Annotated in this window: 15 protein-coding genes, 5 tRNA genes and 1 pseudogene; 15 read left to right on the top strand and 6 right to left on the bottom strand. The window is 69.9% G+C overall.

Annotation, left to right across the window (positions count from 1 at the left end; genetic code table 11):
- Nucleotides 1-134: 134 nt before the first annotated feature.
- The 4 genes from OG534_RS10605 to OG534_RS10590 all read right to left on the bottom strand — a co-directional run bounded on the left by OG534_RS10605 (nt 135) and on the right by OG534_RS10590 (nt 5,260).
- The gene (locus OG534_RS10605; RefSeq protein ID WP_326587834.1) at nt 135-719 is read right to left on the bottom strand and encodes a GTP-binding protein; all 585 of its coding nucleotides are present in this window, start codon (nt 717-719) and stop codon (nt 135-137) included.
- Entirely contained in the window at nt 700-1,092 is a 393-nt protein-coding gene (locus tag OG534_RS10600; protein WP_030037344.1) for a DUF742 domain-containing protein, read from the bottom strand. Before OG534_RS10600 ends, OG534_RS10605 begins: the two co-directional genes overlap by 20 nt.
- Before the next feature lie 151 nt (nt 1,093-1,243).
- Nucleotides 1,244-1,657, bottom strand: coding sequence for a roadblock/LC7 domain-containing protein (locus OG534_RS10595; protein ID WP_030708442.1), 414 nt, complete (start codon nt 1,655-1,657; stop codon nt 1,244-1,246).
- A gap of 9 nt (nt 1,658-1,666) precedes the next feature.
- Nucleotides 1,667-5,260 (bottom strand): sensor histidine kinase, encoded by a 3,594-nt coding sequence (locus OG534_RS10590; protein WP_326587833.1) that lies wholly within the window; start codon nt 5,258-5,260, stop codon nt 1,667-1,669.
- Nucleotides 5,261-5,838: 578 nt separating this feature from the next.
- Between OG534_RS10590 and OG534_RS10585 the strand changes: the two genes are divergently transcribed.
- The 9 genes from OG534_RS10585 (at nt 5,839) to OG534_RS10545 (ending at nt 9,870) form a co-directional block, all read left to right on the top strand.
- Nucleotides 5,839-6,027 carry a hypothetical protein gene (locus OG534_RS10585; protein WP_326587832.1) on the top strand — a complete coding sequence of 63 codons (189 nt, stop codon included), beginning with the start codon at nt 5,839-5,841 and terminating at the stop codon, nt 6,025-6,027.
- 97 nt (nt 6,028-6,124) lie between these two features.
- Nucleotides 6,125-6,913, top strand: coding sequence for a fumarylacetoacetate hydrolase family protein (locus OG534_RS10580; RefSeq protein ID WP_326587831.1), 789 nt, complete (start codon nt 6,125-6,127; stop codon nt 6,911-6,913).
- Nucleotides 6,906-8,420: a glutamate--tRNA ligase gene (gene gltX / locus OG534_RS10575; protein ID WP_326587830.1), complete on the top strand. Its 1,515-nt coding sequence runs from the start codon at nt 6,906-6,908 to the stop codon at nt 8,418-8,420. The genes OG534_RS10580 and gltX overlap by 8 nt, the downstream gene beginning before the upstream one ends.
- 137 nt (nt 8,421-8,557) lie before the next feature.
- Nucleotides 8,558-9,286 carry an HAD family hydrolase gene (locus OG534_RS10570; protein ID WP_326587829.1) on the top strand — a complete coding sequence of 243 codons (729 nt, stop codon included), beginning with the start codon at nt 8,558-8,560 and terminating at the stop codon, nt 9,284-9,286.
- 86 nt (nt 9,287-9,372) lie between these two features.
- Nucleotides 9,373-9,444: transfer RNA gene (locus OG534_RS10565), tRNA-Gln, on the top strand.
- Nucleotides 9,445-9,471: 27 nt separating this feature from the next.
- A tRNA-Glu gene (locus OG534_RS10560) sits at nt 9,472-9,544 on the top strand.
- Between the two features lie 61 nt (nt 9,545-9,605).
- A tRNA-Glu gene (locus tag OG534_RS10555) sits at nt 9,606-9,678 on the top strand.
- Nucleotides 9,679-9,702: 24 nt separating this feature from the next.
- A tRNA-Gln gene (locus OG534_RS10550) sits at nt 9,703-9,774 on the top strand.
- A 23-nt stretch (nt 9,775-9,797) separates the two neighbouring features.
- A tRNA-Glu gene (locus tag OG534_RS10545) sits at nt 9,798-9,870 on the top strand.
- A gap of 176 nt (nt 9,871-10,046) precedes the next feature.
- Here OG534_RS10545 and ndgR read toward each other — a convergent pair.
- Entirely contained in the window at nt 10,047-10,763 is a 717-nt protein-coding gene (gene ndgR, locus OG534_RS10540; protein WP_007266782.1) for an IclR family transcriptional regulator NdgR, read from the bottom strand.
- A 183-nt stretch (nt 10,764-10,946) separates the two neighbouring features.
- Between ndgR and leuC the strand changes: the two genes are divergently transcribed.
- The 4 genes from leuC to OG534_RS10520 all read left to right on the top strand — a co-directional run bounded on the left by leuC (nt 10,947) and on the right by OG534_RS10520 (nt 14,158).
- Nucleotides 10,947-12,371 carry a 3-isopropylmalate dehydratase large subunit gene (gene leuC, locus OG534_RS10535; protein WP_326587828.1) on the top strand — a complete coding sequence of 475 codons (1,425 nt, stop codon included), beginning with the start codon at nt 10,947-10,949 and terminating at the stop codon, nt 12,369-12,371.
- 3 nt (nt 12,372-12,374) lie between these two features.
- Nucleotides 12,375-12,968 carry a 3-isopropylmalate dehydratase small subunit gene (leuD, locus tag OG534_RS10530; RefSeq protein ID WP_326587827.1) on the top strand — a complete coding sequence of 198 codons (594 nt, stop codon included), beginning with the start codon at nt 12,375-12,377 and terminating at the stop codon, nt 12,966-12,968.
- A gap of 137 nt (nt 12,969-13,105) precedes the next feature.
- Nucleotides 13,106-13,333: a hypothetical protein gene (locus OG534_RS10525; protein ID WP_030009267.1), complete on the top strand. Its 228-nt coding sequence runs from the start codon at nt 13,106-13,108 to the stop codon at nt 13,331-13,333.
- A 144-nt stretch (nt 13,334-13,477) separates the two neighbouring features.
- On the top strand, nt 13,478-14,158 hold the full coding sequence (locus OG534_RS10520; RefSeq protein ID WP_326587826.1) for an HU family DNA-binding protein: 681 nt from the start codon (nt 13,478-13,480) through the stop codon (nt 14,156-14,158).
- A gap of 338 nt (nt 14,159-14,496) precedes the next feature.
- Here the strand turns inward: OG534_RS10520 and cofC are convergent.
- A pseudogene (cofC, locus tag OG534_RS10515) lies at nt 14,497-15,150 on the bottom strand (2-phospho-L-lactate guanylyltransferase); the annotation flags it as partial.
- Between the two features lie 190 nt (nt 15,151-15,340).
- On the opposite strand from cofC, the gene OG534_RS10510 reads away from it, so the two are divergent.
- Nucleotides 15,341-16,093: a lysophospholipid acyltransferase family protein gene (locus OG534_RS10510; protein WP_326587825.1), complete on the top strand. Its 753-nt coding sequence runs from the start codon at nt 15,341-15,343 to the stop codon at nt 16,091-16,093.
- Nucleotides 16,090-17,100: an NAD(P)H-dependent glycerol-3-phosphate dehydrogenase gene (locus tag OG534_RS10505; protein ID WP_326587824.1), complete on the top strand. Its 1,011-nt coding sequence runs from the start codon at nt 16,090-16,092 to the stop codon at nt 17,098-17,100. The genes OG534_RS10510 and OG534_RS10505 overlap by 4 nt, the downstream gene beginning before the upstream one ends.
- The last annotated feature ends 30 nt before the right edge of the window (nt 17,101-17,130 follow it).

Raw genomic sequence — 17,130 nt, 5'->3', positions numbered from 1 at the left:
GTGAGCACAGGGGCACCAACCGAACGCACCCCGTTGCCAACTGGCTTCAATTCTCTGTCGAAACGTTATGAACGAGAAGGGCGGGCCGTGTCGTAGGACACAGCCCGCCCCTTCCGCGCGGCTATTGAACCGTGCTACTTGAGCCGCGCCATGAGGGCGTGCTCGACGAGCGTGATGAGTGCGCTCTTGGCGTCCGCGCGGTGGCGGGCGTCGGTGGTGATGATGGGGGCGCCGGGGCCGATCTGCAGGGCCTCGCGGACTTCCTCCGGCGTGTACGGCTGGTGTCCCTCGAAGCCGTTGAGCGCGACGACGAACGGCAGGCCGCTGTTCTCGAAGTAGTCGACGGCGGGGAAGCAGTCGGCGAGGCGGCGCGTGTCGACGAGTACGACGGCGCCGATGGCGCCGCGGACGAGGTCGTCCCACATGAACCAGAAGCGGTCCTGGCCCGGTGTACCGAAGAGGTACAGGATCAGGTCCTGGTCCAGGGTGATGCGGCCGAAGTCCATCGCGACGGTGGTGGTCGTCTTGTCACCGGTGTGGGTGAGGTCGTCGATCCCGGCCGAGGCGCTGGTCATGACGGCTTCGGTGCGCAGCGGGTTGATCTCGGAGACCGCGCCGACGAACGTGGTCTTGCCCACGCCGAAGCCGCCCGCCACCACGATCTTCGCGGAGGTGGTGGAGCGAGCGGGAGCCGCTCCGCTAGATGTTCCGAAGGCCACTGAGCACCCTTTCGAGCAGCGTTACATCCGGCGTGCCGCCGGCCTCTCCATTGCCCGGCTGGTGGATGGCCACCATTCCGGCCTCCGCCAGGTCGGCGACGAGGATCCGGGCGACACCGAGCGGCATCGACAACAGTGCGGAGACCTCGGCGACCGACTTGACCTCGCGGCACAGGGTGCAGATGCGCTGGTGCTCCGGGAGCAGGCCGGACAGGTGCATCGGATCGGCGGTGGTGCTGACCAGCGCCTCGATGGCGAGCTGGTAGCGGGGCCGGGTCCGGCCGCCGGTCATCGCGTACGGACGCACCAGCGGCTGATCGCCTTCCGAGTACGAATCTCCGTACGCATCGGGATAGGCGGGGGGCGGGGTCATGGATCCTCCGGGCTGGACAGCAGTGGTCAGCGTGCCGTCTGACGGGGCGGCCGGTGGGGGGAACGGTATGACGGCCTGGCGGGGGTACTGGATTCCGGGGTGGGGCCCCGGTCTCCCGGCCGGTAGTACCGTCCGGCCGGGAGAGGGGAAGTCAGCCGAGCAGGCTTCCCTGCAGTTCGGCACGCAGGTCCGGGGTAAGGACACTGCCGGCGCGATCCACCAGAAGCGCCATCTCGTAGCCTACGAGGCCGATGTCGCACTCGGGGTGTGCGAGCACGGCCAGCGAGGATCCGTCCGAGACGGACATGAGGAAGAGGAATCCCCGGTCCATCTCGACCACGGTCTGGTTGACGGCGCCGCCCTCGAAGATGCGGGAGGCTCCGGCGGTCAGCGAGGTCAGTCCGGAGGCCACGGCCGCCAGCTGATCGGCGCGGTCGCGGGGGAATCCTTCGGACATCGCCAGAAGGAGTCCGTCGGCGGAGACCACCACCGTGTGGGACACCCCTGGGGTGTTGTCCACGAAGTTGGTGATCAACCAGTTCAGGTTCTGTGCCGCCTGGCTCATCGAACTCAACTATCGCTCCTGCTGGTATGTGGGGTCGATGTGGTAACTGCCGGTCGCCGGGCCGTTGTTGCCGGCCTGACGGCCCTGCTGGATACCGCGTCGGAGGTTGGTCAGACGGCCGCGGACGTCGTCCGGCGCCCGCGAGACCTGGGGACCCGCCTGCGCCTCGGCCTGCTGCTGCGCGGTGCCGGCCACGAGGTTCGCCCGCGGGACCCGGCGGGGCAGCCCCGAGGTCGTGATGCCGCCGGCGGCGGGCTGACGCACACGCTCGGCCTGGCGCATCAGTTCGTCGTTCGGCGAGGACTTCCAGCTGACGGTCGGCATGCTGCCGGTCGCCGCGGCGGCGGACTCGGCCGCGTGCTCCTGGCCGCGCTGCGGCAGCTGCTGCTGCGGAGCGTGGGCCGGAGCGGACTGCTGCGGCTGCTGACCCTGCGGGGACATCGCCGAGGCCGGTCCCTGCGCGGGGGGCTGCTGCCCCTCCTCGCGGAACCAGTTCGACTCCAGCGTGTCGAAGATCGGGCTGCGGCCGTCGCCGGAGCTCTGGGCCGGGGGCAGGGCCTCCGGCCGGTGAGCCTGCGGCTGCATGTGCTGCGGCTGCTGCGGGGCCTGGGGCTGCCGGGCGAAACCGCCGACACCGGGGCCGCCGGGCCGCTGGGGCTGACCGCCGGACTGGTAGGGGGCCGGGCGCTCGAACTGTCCGGTGGTGGACGGGTTCATGGGGCTGCGCACGTCCGGACGCTCGAACTGTCCGGTCGTGCTGTTGCCGCCGTCCGCCTGGGGCATCGGCGCGTTGAAGTCCGGGCGGGCGAACTCGGCCGTCGAGCCGGGGCCCGAGAGTTCGTCGTGGCCGCGGGCCTGGTCGGCACCCCAGCTGGTGGTCTGCGGGCCCGGAAGCTCCGGACGGGCGGCGCCACCGCGCGGCGGCAGCTGCGGCCGGGGGCCGTTCGGGGCCGCGGGAGCGGCCGGCTGCTGCTGAGTCTGCTGGTGCTGCTGGTGCTGCTGGTGCTGGGGCTGCTGGGGGCGCTCGAAGCCGCTCCCCTGCTGGTACCCGGACGGACCGCCCGCCGGACGGGCCTGCGGGCCACCGGCCGGTCCGCCACTGGCGACGGGACCGCGGGCCGGCAGCGGCGCACCGGAGCCGAAGGCACCCTGGCCCTGTCCCGCGGTGGTCGGACCCTGCTGCGGACGGCCGCCGGGAGCACCGGGACCGTTCTGCTGCGGAGGCCGCCCGCCCTGCGGGCCCTGCGGACGCTGCTGGCCGCCGTCGCGTCCCGGCAGGGCGGCACGCTGGCCGCCCGCGGAGACCTGACCGCGCTGCGGGGCCGCGCCCACGGGCGGGCGTGCGGGCGCACCGGGCACGGAACCCTGCGGGCCCTGGGGACCGCCGGGGCCGCCCTGACCACCCTGGCCGGGCATCGGAGCCGGCTTCTTGCCGCCCTGGGCGACATCCACCGGAAGCATGACGAGGGCCGTCGTACCGCCCGAGTCGGAGGGGCGCAGCTGGATGCGGATGCCGTGTCGCAGGGACAGGCGGCCGACCACGAACAGGCCCATGCGGCGGGAGACGGAGACGTCCACGGTCGGCGGCGACGCGAGTCGCTCGTTGATCGCGGCGAGGTCCTCGGGGGAGAGGCCGATACCGGTGTCGTGGATCTCGACGAGCACGCGGCCGTCGGGCAGCGCGTGACCGGTGACCTTGACCTTGGTCTGCGGGGAGGAGAACGAGGTGGCGTTCTCCAGCAGCTCTGCGAGGACGTGCACGAGGTCGTTGACGACGCGGCCGGCGACATCGGTGCCGGGCACCGAGGACAGCTCGACGCGCTCGTACTGCTCCACCTCGGACGCGGCGGCACGGAGCACGTCGACGAGCGGGACGGGGCGGGTCCACCGGCGGCCCGGCTCCTCGCCCGCGAGGACGAGGAGGTTTTCGCCGTTACGGCGCATGCGGGTCGCGAGGTGGTCGAGCTTGAAGAGCGAGGACAGCTGGTCCGGGTCGGCCTCGCGCGACTCCAGTTCGGAGATGAGCGACAGCTGACGCTGGATGAGGCCCTGCGAGCGGCGCGAGAGGTTGGTGAACATCGCGTTGACGTTGCCTCGCAGGAGGGCCTGCTCGGCGGCGAGGCGGACGGCCTCGCGGTGCACGTCGTCGAATGCCGCGGCCACCTGGCCGATCTCGTCGCGGGTGTGCACACCGACCGACTCCACGGACGTGTCCACGTCCTGCGGGTCGGACTCGGACAGCTGCTTGACGAGCTCGGGCAGCCGGTCCTGGGCGACGCGCGTCGCGGTGTCCTGCAGGCGGCGCAGCGAGCGGATCATCGAGCGGGCCATGACGAAGGCACCGACGAGGGAGACGCCGAGGACGAGGAGGATCAGGGCACCGTTGATGATGGCGTCCTGCTGGGCCTCGTTCTTCAGCTCACGGGCCTTCTGCTCCATCTCCTCGAGCAGGGTCAGCTCGATGACCTTCATGGCCTGGAGCTTGGTGCCGTCGGCGTCGTACCAGTCGAGCCAGGACCGGTTCTTCTCCCGGAGGAACGCGTCCGGGCTGGCCAGGACGCGGCGCGCGTAGTGGTCGGCGCTGGAGATCTCGGAGTTGCTGTCGCCCAGACCCGCGAGGAGTTCCTCGGTCCGGCCCTGGTAGACGAGGCCGAAGGTGGTCTTCGACTGCTGCTCGCCCTTCTGGGCGGACAGGGCGTAGAGGCGGTCGTTCTCCTTGAGCTCGCCCTGCCTCTCCGGGGTCTCGGGGAGCGAGGCGGCGATGATGGCGCGCTGGATGGAGGCGTACTCCTTGGCGGCGGAGAACGCCGCCAGGGCACGCGTGCGCTTGATCATCTCCGGGTTGGAGGTGGCCTGCGCCATGTCCTGGGAGAGCGAGAGCAGCGAGACGATCATCGCGTTGTACTCGCTGACGGTCTGCTGGGCGCCGTTCGCGTACGCCTTGGTGCGGACCGTCTCGATGCTGGTGAGCTGGCGCCCGATCTGCAGGACGTTGTTGCGGATCGACTTGAGGGTGTCGTCCTTCTCGCCCGTGCTGTCGACCTTGTCGGTCGCCGCGGCGAAGGCCTTGGCAGCGGTGTCGGTCGCCTGACGGGCACTGTCGACGCTGCTGGTGCTCTTGCCCTTGGAGAGCGAGAGCGGACCTGCCGACAGGTCGCGCTCCTCCTGGAGCATGGCTGCCAGGTTGGTGGCCTGCCGCGTCATCGTCGTCAGCAGCTGCATGTGTTCCAGCTGCGCGATGTCGTTGAGCGAGTCGTTGATGCGGAAGCCACCGAGCGTGGTGGCGGCGACGACCGGCAGGGTCAGCAGCGACACCAGTCGCGTGCTGATGCGCCAGTTCTGCATGGCGAGGCGGGAACCGGGCCCACTGGGGGCCTTCGGTATCGCCACGTCCTGCCCAGTCGACCCGGCTTTGGCCTTGGCCTTTGCCTTGACGGACTTCCCACGGCCCTTCGCCTGAACCGCGGCGGAGGTGTCGGGGCCTGCGCCTTCGACAGCCGGCCCGCGGTTCTGGGCGTGCTGGGGCGAGGAGCCACGGTCGGTCCCGCCGCGCGGCTCCTGCTCCGCCGCAGCGCTGCCATCCCTCTTGAATCGTCCCTGCACTAGCGTCGCAACCTCTGGACCAGGCGTCCCGCCGGGCGACCGGTGGGACGGTGTCGAGTCGTGGGGCACTTGCGGCCCCATGGTGGTCGTCGGTGACCGGCGCGTCTCCCTCTCTTTGCCACCGCGCTCGGCGCTGAGTCGCGCCACCTGCGCGCCGGCTGTTCCCGCGGCGGTCCCGCGAATTCCAGCACAGTGGAGGATCTCCAACAAGGTGCGAGCGTCGGCCCGGAGAGTCGATTACGGCTCGTGACGGAAGCGCTACGCCATGTGTGACTGCATTCGGGAGAAACCGGACTTACGCCACCCAAACAATGGTGCTGCCAAGGTGTCCCAGTCGAGATGATCAGGAGCGGAATGGCGCATTCAGTGGCGCAATGTCCGTTTTGACTGAGGAAGTTGGCTGTCCGTTATGTCGTGAATGCCTGGGCCTTGGTGAGCAAACTCACACAGCCGTGGCCATTACTTCCTGGTTCGGCGGGGGATTCAGATGTTTAGCCTTGCCCCTTAAAGGGTTGGCGCCAGGGTTGGTGCATGCAACAGCCGTCACTCACAGATCGAACCGAGGACCCCGAACTCCGATGAAGACGACGACGATGTTCCGCAACATAGCCAACCCCCGCCGCACGACCCTCGCGCACCTCAAGGACGCCGAGGACCTGCAGGCGGCCCCGGCCACCCCGGAGCACGCCGTCGAGCTGCCGACGCAGACCGCCAACCCGCGGCGCACGGTCCTGATGAACGTCCCGGTCGCCGTCGCCGCGGAGTGACCGCCGCGCACGGAACGTGAAGCCGCACTGCCCGCCGCGTTAGCCTGGAGACCGCAGACTCCAGCCAGCGGAACATAAAGAGGGGCAGACGCAACACGTGCGCATCGCCAGGTTCTCGATCGACGGCAACGTCGCGTTCGGCGCGGTCGAGGGCGACGCCGCCCCCGGCGGCGAATCGACGCTCGTGCTCGACATCATCAAGGGCATTCCGTTCGCGGACTTCGAGCTCTCGGGCACGAAGGTCCCGCTCAGCAAGGTCCGGCTGCTGCCGCCCGTGCTCCCGAACAAGGTCGTGGCCATCGGCCGCAACTACGCGGAGCACGCGGCGGAGCTCGGCAACGAGGTCCCGGACGCCCCGATCACCTTCTTCAAGCCCTCCACCTCGGTGGTCGGCCCGGGCGATCCGATCACGTACCCCTCCTTCTCCCAGGACCTCCACCACGAGGCGGAGCTCGCCGTGGTCATCGGCCGCATGTGCCGCGAGGTCCCCCGGGAGCGCGTCAAGGACGTCATCCTCGGCTACACCTGCGCCAACGACGTCACCGCGCGCGACGTCCAGCAGCGGGAGAAGCAGTGGGCACGGGCCAAGGGCTTCGACAGCGCCTGCCCGCTCGGCCCCTGGATCGAGACCGACCTGGACCCGAGCGACCTGACCATCCAGTGCACCGTCAACGGCCAACAGCGCCAGCTCGGACGCACCAGTGACATGGTCCGCTCCATCGAGGACCTGATCGTCCACATCACCGAGGCCATGACGCTGCTCCCCGGCGACGTCATCCTCACGGGGACCCCGGCCGGAGTCGGCCCCCTCAACGTCGGCGACGAGGTCGCCGTCACCATCGAAGGCATCGGCACTCTCACCAACAAGGTGATCAAGCGTGGCTAACGCGAACTCCCCCAAGCTCTCGACTTCGCTCGAGCAGGGGGTACCCCCCCGCGTACGTTTCTGTCCCTCCCCGACCGGCAACCCCCACGTGGGCCTGGTCCGGACCGCCCTCTTCAACTGGGCGTTCGCCCGCCACCACGGCGGTACGTTCGTCTTCCGCATCGAGGACACCGACGCGGCACGCGACTCCGAGGAGTCGTACGACCAGCTGCTCGACTCGCTGCGCTGGCTCGGCTTCACCTGGGACGAGGGCCCCGAGATCGGCGGTCCGCACGCCCCGTACCGCCAGTCCGAGCGCATGGACATCTACGCGGACGTCGCCCAGCGGCTGCGCGACGGCGGCTACGCGTACAACTGCTACTGCACGACCGAGGAGCTGGACGCCCGCCGCGCCGCCGCCCGCGCCGCCGGCAAGCCCTCCGGCTACGACGGTCACTGCCGCAACCTGACCGCGGTGCAGCTGGAGGCCTACCAGGGCGAGCACCGCCCCTCGATCGTCCGCTTCCGGATGCCCGACGAGCCGATCACCTTCACCGACCTGGTGCGCGGCGAGCTGACCTTCACCCCGGAGAACGTGCCGGACTTCGGCATCCTGCGGGCGAACGGCGCGCCGCTCTACACCCTGGTCAACCCGGTCGACGACGCGCTGATGCAGATCACGCACGTGCTGCGCGGCGAGGACCTGCTGTCCTCCACCCCCCGCCAGATCGCGCTCTACAAGGCGCTGATGGAGATCGGCGTCGCCACGGACGTCCCGCAGTTCGGCCACCTGCCGTACGTGATGGGCGAGGGCAACAAGAAGCTCTCCAAGCGCGACCCCGAGTCCTCGCTCAACCTGTACCGCGAGCGCGGCTTCCTCCCCGAGGGCCTGCTCAACTACCTCTCGCTCCTCGGCTGGTCCTTCTCCAAGGACCAGGACGTCTTCTCGATCGAGGAGATGGTGTCGAAGTTCGACATCGACGGCGTCAACGCCAACCCGGCGCGCTTCGACCTGAAGAAGGCCGAGGCGATCAACGCCGACCACATCCGCCTGCTGGACCCGAAGGCCTTCGCGGACGCGTGCGGCCCCTGGCTCCAGGCCCCGCACGCCAACTGGGCGCCCGAGGACTTCGACGCCGAGGCCTGGGCGCGCATCGCCCCGTACGCCCAGACCCGCGTGACCGTCCTGTCGGACATCACGGCCAACGTCGACTTCCTCTTCCTGAAGGAGCCGGTCGAGGACCAGGCCTCGTGGGACAAGGCGATGAAGGGTGAGCCGGCCGCGCTGCTCACCACGGCGCGCGAGAACCTCCTCACCGCCGACTGGTCGGACCCCGAGTCCCTCAAGCAGGCCGTGCTGACCGCCGGCGAGACCCACGGCCTCAAGCTCGGCAAGGCCCAGGCCCCGGTCCGCGTGGCCGTCACCGGCCGCACGGTCGGCCTGCCGCTCTTCGAGTCCCTGGAGATCCTGGGCAAGGAGCGGTCCCTGGCCCGCATCGACGCGGCCCTCGCCAAGCTCGCGGCGTAGCCCTCCCGTACGTCCCGCACGTCCCGCAGGGGGCGGCAGCCAACCAGGCTGCCGCCCCCTGCGGCGTTGCGGACCAGGGTGCGGCAGGCCCCGGAAAGCGCCCCCGCGATCGCCTTCGCGGGCATAGGCTCGGCCCCATGCCGATCCGCGCCGTGCTGTGGGACATCGACGACACCCTCTTCGACTACACGGGGGCCGACGCCGTCGGGCTGGCGGGGCAGCTGGCGGCCGCGCGGATCGCGGAGCGGTACGGGACCTCCGCGCAGGCGCTCGCGCTGTGGCGGGAGATCACCGACCGGCACTGGGCGCGCTTCGCCGCGGGGGAGGGCACCTTCCAGGGGCAGCGGCGGGACCGGGTGCGGGAGTTCCTCGACGACCCCGGGATGACCGCGGACGAGGCCGACGCCTGGTTCGACCAGTACGTCGAGCACTACAAGGCGGCCTGGACCGTCTTCCCCGACGTCGTGCCCGCCCTCGACGCCCTCGCGGCCGGCTACCGGCACGGGGTGCTCACCAACTCCTCCGCCGTCAACCAGGACCCCAAACTGCGCCACCTCGGCCTGCGCGACCGCTTCGAGGTGCTGGTCTGCGCCGTCGAACTCGGGGTCAGCAAACCGGAGGCGGAGGCCTTCCTGGCCGCGTGCGAGGCACTCGGACTGCCGCCGGGCGACGTGGCGTACGTGGGGGACCAGCCCGAGATCGACGCGCGCGGGGCCCGTGACGCCGGACTGCTGGCCGTCTGGCTCGACCGCGACGGCGGCCGCGGGGAGGGACCCGACGGCGTGCACCGCATCGAGGGCCTCGACCAGCTCCCGGAGCTGCTGGCACGGGATACCCGTTTTGGAGCACGGTCAGGCATCCGGTAATGTTCTTTCTGCGCCGCCGGAGCGGGCCGAAAGGCCGGACGGAGGCGCCACCCGAAGGAAAACCCCGCCAAGGGGTTGACTTTTGGTGGGGTATAGTGTAATTGGCAACACGAGGGTTTCTGGTTCCCTTATTCTAGGTTCGAGTCCTGGTACCCCAGCGCAGTGCAGCAGTAACGCAGTGCTTTGCCCCCGTTGTGTAGCGGCCTAGCACGCCGCCCTCTCAAGGCGGTAGCGCCGGTTCGAATCCGGTCGGGGGTACAGATCCTTCCCGCGAGATCTCCAGGGTCGCACCCGGACGTCTTGATGCAGGATCGCTAGGGCCCCCGTTGTGTAGCGGCCTAGCACGCCGCCCTCTCAAGGCGGTAGCGCCGGTTCGAATCCGGTCGGGGGTACTGTTGGTCTGGTCTAGACCACTTTGGGCTATAGTGTAATTGGCAACACGAGGGTTTCTGGTTCCCTTATTCTAGGTTCGAGTCCTGGTAGCCCAGCGCAGTAACAGCAGCACCAGCTAGCCCCCGTTGTGTAGCGGCCTAGCACGCCGCCCTCTCAAGGCGGTAGCGCCGGTTCGAATCCGGTCGGGGGTACGCATCGAAGAGGCCCTCCGCGTTCATCGCGGAGGGCCTCTTCGCGTTGCCCCCAGGGATCCGGGCGCGGATGTAAGTGCGGGCCCGGAGGCGCGTGTTCGGACGTGTGCGGCGTCGTACGCGCCCCCGGGCCCGGGGGGATGGACGGGGGGAGGCCCTTCGGGCCGGGAGGGTGCTCAGCCGGAGCGGCGCAGGGCCTCCGTGAGGCGTGCGGCCGCGTCGATGACGGCCTGGGCGTGCATCCGGCCCGGGTGCCGGGTCAGCCGCTCGATCGGTCCGGAGACCGATACGGAGGCCACGACGCGGTTCGAGGGCCCGCGCACCGGCGCCGAGACGGAGGCCACGCCGGGCTCCCGCTCGCCGATCGACTGCGCCCAGCCGCGACGCCGTACGCCCGAGAGCGCCGTCGCCGTGAAGCGCGCACCCTGCAGACCGCGGTGGAGCCGCTCGGGCTCCTCCCAGGCCATCAGGATCTGCGCGGCCGAGCCGGCCTTCATCGGCAGCGTCGAGCCCACGGGAACGGTGTCCCGCAGACCGGACAGCCGCTCCGCGGCCGCCACGCAGATGCGCATGTCTCCCTGACGGCGGTAGAGCTGCGCGCTCTCGCCCGTCACGTCGCGGAGGTGGGTGAGTACAGGTCCGGCCGTGGCCAGCAGGCGGTCCTCGCCGGCCGCGGCGGCGAGCTCCGCCAGCCGCGGTCCGAGGATGAACCGGCCCTGCATGTCCCTCGCCACCATCCGGTGGTGTTCCAGTGCCACGGCAAGGCGATGTGCCGTGGGTCGTGCGAGCCCTGTCGCCGCGACCAGCCCGGCGAGGGTGGCCGGACCGGACTCCAGTGCGCTCAATACCAGAGCTGCCTTGTCGAGAACGCCGACGCCGCTAGAGTTGTCCATGAAACGATATTCGCGTCTCACACTGTGAAACGCAAGTTCAATTTTTCCAAGAACCAGAGACTCTGTATGTGCGGGTCCACGAACCACTGGGTCCGAGCCGTCGTCCGGGACGTGGGGTACGGACGACAGGCGCACAAGATCTCTATGAAGCGCCGGCACAACCGGCCGGCCGGAGGGAAAGCGATGGGTAGGACACTCGCGGAGAAGGTCTGGGACGACCATGTCGTCCGGCGCGCCGAAGGCGAGCCCGACCTCCTCTTCATCGATCTGCACCTGCTGCACGAGGTGACCAGCCCCCAGGCCTTCGAGGGCCTGCGTCAGGCCGGCCGCAAGGTCCGACGCCTCGACCTCACCATCGCGACCGAGGACCACAACACCCCCACCATCGACATCGACAAGCCGATCGCGGACCCGGTCTCCCGGGCCCAGCTGGAGACGCTGCGCAAGAACTGTGCGGAGTTCGGTGTCCGCCTGCACTCGCTGGGCGACGTCGAGCAGGGCGTCGTCCACGTCGTGGGACCGCAGCTGGGTCTGACCCAGCCCGGCACCACCGTGGTCTGCGGCGACTCGCACACCTCCACGCACGGCGCCTTCGGCGCGCTGGCCTTCGGCATCGGCACGAGCCAGGTCGAGCACGTGCTGGCCACCCAGACGCTGCCGCTGGCCCGCCCGAAGACGATGGCGATCACCGTCACCGGCGCACTGGCCGACGGTGTCACCGCCAAGGACCTGATCCTCGCGATCATCGCCAGGATCGGTACCGGCGGCGGACAGGGCTACATCCTGGAGTACCGCGGCGAGGCCATCGAGAAGCTGTCGATGGAAGCCCGCATGACCATCTGCAACATGTCGATCGAGGCCGGCGCCCGGGCGGGCATGATCGCCCCCGACCAGACCACCTTCGACTACCTCCAGGGCCGCGACCACGCCCCCGAGGGCGCGGACTGGGACGCGGCGGTCGCCTACTGGCAGACCCTGCGCACCGACGACGACGCGGTCTTCGACGCCGAGGTCGTCATCGACGGCACCACGCTGTCCCCGTTCGTCACCTGGGGCACCAACCCGGGCCAGGGCGCGCCCCTGTCGGCCAGCGTCCCCGACCCGGCTTCGTACGAGGACGCTTCGGAGCGCCACGCCGCCGAAAAGGCCCTGGAGTACATGGGGTTGACCGCCGGGCAGCCGCTGCGCGACATCAAGGTCGACACCGTCTTCGTAGGTTCGTGCACCAACGGCCGCATCGAGGACCTGCGCGCCGTCGCCGGGATCATCGAGGGCCGCAAAGTCGCCGACGGCGTACGGATGCTGGTCGTCCCGGGCTCGGTCCGCGTCGCCCTGCAGGCCGTGGAAGAGGGCCTGGACAAGGTCTTCAAGGAGGCCGGCGCCGAGTGGCGGCACGCGGGCTGTTCGATGTGCCTGGGCATGAACCCCGACCAACTGGCGCCGGGTGAGCGCTCCGCGTCCACCTCCAACCGCAACTTCGAGGGCCGGCAGGGCAAGGGCGGACGGACCCACCTGGTCTCCCCGCAGGTGGCGGCCGCCACCGCGGTACTGGGCCATCTGGCCTCGCCCGCCGACCTGTCCGACGCCACCGCGACCGCCGGAGTCTGAACCATGGAAGCCTTCACCACCCACACCGGCCGGGCCGTCCCGCTGCGCCGCAGCAACGTCGACACCGACCAGATCATCCCGGCCCACTGGCTGAAGAAGATCACCCGCGACGGGTTCGAGGACGGGCTCTTCGAGGCCTGGCGCAAGGACCCGGAGTTCGTCACCAACCGTCCGGAGCGCGCCGGCGCGACCGTGCTGGTCGCCGGCCCCGACTTCGGTACCGGCTCCTCGCGCGAGCACGCCGTCTGGGCCCTGCAGAACTTCGGCTTCAAGACGGTCATCTCCTCCCGCTTCGCCGACATCTTCCGCGGGAACTCGCTGAAGAACGGCCTGCTGACCGTCGTGCTCCCGCAGGAGACGGTCGAACAGCTGTGGAAGCTGACCGAGGCCGACCCCACGGCCGAGATCACGGTCGACCTGGTCGACCGCCAGGTGCGAGCCGAAGGCGTCGTCGCGGAGTTCGAACTCGACGACAACGCCCGCTGGCGTCTGCTGGAGGGCCTGGACGACATCTCGCTCACCCTTCAGAACGAAGCGGACATCGCCACGTACGAAAGCGGCCGCCCCTCCTTCAAGCCGCGCACGATTCAGGCCTGATTCCTGCCTGATCAGCGCTTATTCACCCTCGGGTGATCACATCGAGAACACTGTGCCCCCCGCCTCACGGCGGGGGGCACAGCCGTTTGTTGAGGCCCCGTGAGGCGACAACTCGCCCCAGATGGCACAATCTGTGCATGGAACGCGACAGTCAACTCGAGCTCTACGAACTCGTCGCGGACCGGTTGAAAGAAGCACACACACGGGTGCGCTCACTGCAAGTCCCGGAGGGCGTAAGGATGGCGCTGTCCCGGAAGCTGTTGGTCGTCACGGCCGCGGCGAAGCATGATCTCGCCGATGCGGCAAGGCGCCTGGACAGGTTGATGAAGGACCTCGACGAGGGTCGATTCCCTGAAGGCGACTGATGCGAAGGAACTCCGTAACGGCCTACAGCGTTGCGGCACTAGGGTGATTAGCCCGTTTCGTGTTTGATTTGCGGTATATATCCGCCTAACGTGCGAAATAAGCTTGAACACATTCGTTCTGGCGAAGTCTCCGAAGGGGAAGACGTGAACAAGGCGCAGCTCGTAGAAGCGATTGCCGACAAGCTGGGCGGCCGCCAGCAGGCCGCGGATGCTGTCGACGCGGTACTGGACGCGATCGTCCGCGCTACCGTCGCGGGCGACCGGGTCTCGGTCACGGGCTTCGGCTCGTTCGAGAAGGTCGACCGTCCGGCCCGTTACGCCCGCAACCCCCAGACGGGAGAGCGCGTCCGGGTCAAGAAGACCTCGGTACCCCGATTCCGCGCAGGCCAGGGCTTCAAGGACCTGGTCAGCGGTACCAAGAAGCTGCCCAAGGGCGGCGAGGTGTCCGTGAAGAAGGCGCCCAAGGGCAGCCTCACGGGTGGTGCCTCCGCGACGGTCAAGAAGGCCGTGGCGAAGAAGGCCACCACCGCCAAGAAGGCCGCGGCAAAGACCGCGGTCGCAAAGAAGGTCACGGCGAAGAAGACCACCGCGACCGCCAAGAAGGCCGCGGTGAAGAGCACGGCCACGGCGAAGAAGGCCACGGCCACCGCCAAGAAGGCCACGGCCACGGCGAAGAAGACCACCGCTGCGGCGAAGAAGACCACCGCCACCGCGAAGAAGACCGCCCCGGCGGCCAAGAAGGTCACCGCAGCGACGAAGGCGCCTGCCAAGAAGACGGCGACGCGCAAGGCCACCGCGAAGAAGACCACCGCCCGCAAGAAGTAGAAGCAGGGCACGAGTCACACACGCCGGGCCGGCTTCCCCCCGCGGGGAGGCCGGCCCGCGGTGCGTCCAGGCAGTCCGGACCGAGCCGGCCGATCCGGGGCGCGACGGTCTTCGCAGGTCAGAAGGTCAGAAGGTCAGAAGGTCTGCAGCGTGACGAGGGTGATCCGCCGGCCGGCGCCCTCGCCGTCCGTCTCGATCCGGACCCGCTGCCCGGGCCGCAGCAGACGCAGGCCGCCCGCGTCGAAGGCCGGGGCGTCGAACGGCACCGGGGTGCCGTCGTCCAGCAGCACACTGCCGCTGCGGGTCTGGGAGTCGTACGTGTACGCGGTCGCCTGCATACCGGCACTGTATCGGGCCGTGTGCCGCCCCACCCCGAGGGTGAGCGCCGTCCGCAGATCCGCCCCGGTGTCAACGTCCCGGCGCACGCTGTCGACGTCCGCCAGGGCGATTTCCACCGCCCCCGAGGCCGAATGCCTGACCCGGGACGGTCCGCCGAAGGACGGGGCCAATTCCACGTCCGGCGCGGCGGAAAGCAAGGTCGTCCCGATTCCGGCCGCATCCGCCAGAAATGCCCGGGGAAATGCCGAGGCGTTTTCGAGCACGCGTAGCAATTCGGGGGGCCGCAACGCCGGTAGATCGGCGTTCATCGCGGCCACCGCGGCGCCGGGCCGCCCCGACCGGGCCGCCCGCGCCCCGTGGGCCAGCGCCGCGTTGAGCCCGGCCGCAGGCGCGTCCGCGACGATCCGCGCCCCCAGCCGCGCCAGTTCCGCACCGGCCGCGACGTCGTCCGTGACGACCACCACATCCGCGACCGCCGTGCAGGCCAGGGCCCCCGCGACGGTGTCCTGCGCGAAGGCCAGGGCGAGGCCCGGACGGGAGGCGCCCACGGCCGCCGCAAGGCGGCTCTTGGCCACCGCCAGAGGCTTCAGCGGGACCACCAGACTCCAGACGGCGTTCGTGGCCGACCCCTTCCCTCCGGTGCGCTCCGGCACATTCTTTGCCCACGGTCAGGTCATGGCCGGGTCATGTGTCGGCCCATTGTCACCTCCGCCCGGGCGGCCCGGGAGTCCGGTGGCTTGAGCGGGGCGTACGGTGTTCTCGACAGAGACCGGGCCTGGGGCGACACTTGTCCGGCCGACGAGGTGCCCAAGCCGCGCACCGGTCCTAGAGGAAGGTGTCCGAGTGTCCCGCCGCAGAATCGGCTTCTGGTACCGCCTGGCGGCGGTCATCGCAAAACCGCCGCTGGTAGTGCTCTTCAAGCGGGACTGGCGGGGAATCGAGCACATTCCGGCCGAGGGCGGATTTATCACCGCCGTCAATCACAACTCGTATCTGGACCCGCTCTCCTACGCGCACTTCCAGTACAACACCGGCCGCGTCCCCCGATTGCTCGCGAAGGCCGCCCTCTTCAAGGTCCCTATTGTCGGGTCGATCCTGCGCGGATCCGGGCAGATCCCCGTGTACCGGGAGAGCACCAACGCCCTGGACGCATTCCGGGCCGCGGTGGACGCGATCGAGCGCGGCGAATGCGTGGCCTTTTACCCGGAGGGCACCCTCACCCGGGACCCCGACATGTGGCCGATGGCCGGCAAGACCGGCGCCGCCCGGGTCGCCCTGATCACCAGGGCGCCCGTCATTCCGGTGGCCCAGTGGGGCGCGAACCTGGCGATGCCGCCGTACGCCCGGGAGAACAAGGTCCGGCTCTTCCCGCGTAAGACCCTCCAGGTGCTCGCCGGACCGCCGGTGGACCTCTCCGCCTTCTACGACCGGGAACCCACCCCCGAAGTGCTCAAGGAGGCCACCGAGGTCATCATGGCGGCCATCACCGGGCTGCTGGAGGAGGTGCGGGGAGAGACCGCGCCCGAGCAGCCGTACGACCATCGCAACGCCAGGGCGGAACAGCGGCGCAAGGCCGCAGGGGAGGGCAACAAGTGACACGTCCCGTGAAGGCGACCGTCTTCGGAACAGGCTCCTGGGGCACGGCCTTCGCCATCGTGCTCGCCGACGCCGGATGCGAGGTGACCCTCTGGGGCCGCCGCCGGGAGGTGGTCGACGCCATCAACACCGGCCGGACCAACCCGGACTACTTCCCCGACGTCGAACTCCCCGAGAACATCCGGGCGACCACCGACCCGGCCGAGGCCGCGGCCGGCGCGGACTTCACCGTCCTCGCCGTCCCCTCCCAGACCCTGCGCGACAACCTTGCCGCGTGGGCGCCGCTGCTGGCCCCCGACACGGTGCTCGTCTCCCTCATGAAGGGCATCGAACTCGGCACCGCCAAGCGGATGAGCGAGGTCATCGAGGAGGTGGCCAAGGTCCCCGCCGAGCGCATCGCCGTGGTCACCGGCCCCAACCTGGCCGCCGAGATCGCCGCCCGCCAGCCCGCCGCCTCCGTCGTCGCCTGCGTGGACGAGACCGTCGCGCAGCGCCTCCAGGCCGCCTGCCACACCGCATACTTCCGCCCGTACACGAGCACCGACGTCACCGGCTGCGAACTCGGCGGCGCCGTCAAGAACGTCATCGGCCTCGCCGTCGGCATCGCGGACGGCATGGGCCTGGGCGACAACACCAAGGGCTCGCTCATCACCCGCGGACTGGCCGAAGCCACCCGGCTGGGCGTGGCGATGGGCGCCGACCCGCTCACCTTCTCCGGCCTCGCGGGCCTCGGCGACCTGGTCGCCACCTGCTCCTCGCCGCTCTCCCGGAACCACACCTTCGGCACCAACCTCGGCCGCGGGATGACCCTGGAAGAGACCATCGCGGTCACCAAGCAGACCGCCGAGGGGGTCAAGTCCTGCCAGTCGGTGGCCGATCTGGCCCGCCGCCACGGGGTCGACATGCCCATCACCGACACCGTGGTGGACATCGTCCACCACGGCAAGCCGACCCTGGTGGCGCTGAAGGAACTCATGGGCCGCAGCGCCAAACCGGAACGTCGCTGACTCCATTCCGGACGCATGAGCGGGTACTCT

This window comes from Streptomyces sp. NBC_01294, assembly GCF_035917235.1.
GTDB lineage: Bacteria > Actinomycetota > Actinomycetes > Streptomycetales > Streptomycetaceae > Streptomyces > Streptomyces caledonius.
The sequence above is the reverse complement of the archived record's forward strand: the minus strand, read 5'-3'. Positions and strand labels throughout refer to the sequence as shown.